The organism is Bartonella sp. MR110HLJHH (genome assembly GCF_042194225.1).
GTDB lineage: Bacteria > Pseudomonadota > Alphaproteobacteria > Rhizobiales > Rhizobiaceae > Bartonella > Bartonella grahamii.
On record NZ_JBHIMQ010000116.1, the window covers coordinates 1 to 532 of the forward strand.

The 532-nt window shown below is 40.2% G+C and carries 1 protein-coding gene; it reads left to right on the plus strand.

Going from position 1 to position 532, the window contains the following annotated elements; genetic code table 11:
- Positions 1-170 precede the first annotated feature (170 nt).
- The coding region (locus tag ACFIKB_RS09670; RefSeq protein ID WP_375653561.1) for a hypothetical protein at positions 171-532 on the plus strand (362 nt) is incomplete at its 3' end.

Consider the following 532-nt stretch of genomic DNA (forward strand, 5'->3'; position numbering starts at 1 on the left):
AATGGCTATACTTATGAGACAATACCTGATGGTAGTAACTGGTGGAAAGAAACATGGAATATGTTCACAAATCCCAACAGTGTCCACACATGTCTTGGACATGCGAGCTCAGCATGTCGATATGTTTATGGCTCATCCAATCTAGTACAAGTCCCTTTAAGGAGTAAAAAATGAAACAAATTTTAAAACTATTAGGTGTTGTAACTTTGTTGAATATAGCTGGATGTCAGTTTAATAAAACTCCTTCATCATCTTTGGCGATGTGGGAAAAGCCTGGAGCAGACTTTACTGAGGTAGGCAAAGCATTATTAGAATGTGGAATGCCAGCTCCTTATGATGTATTTCCAGAAAATAGAAATTTAAGCAACAATGCATGGGCAACAATTCATGCTTGTATGATTCAATCAGGATTCCGCTATAAAGATCAAAGAAGGGGGGGGTGGTGTTATACTTTTAGAGCCGAAAATCTCCCGATTTGTCGTCCTGGCGCTGTCATACCACAGCGCAGTGTCAAGAAGCGCTTAAACAGCCC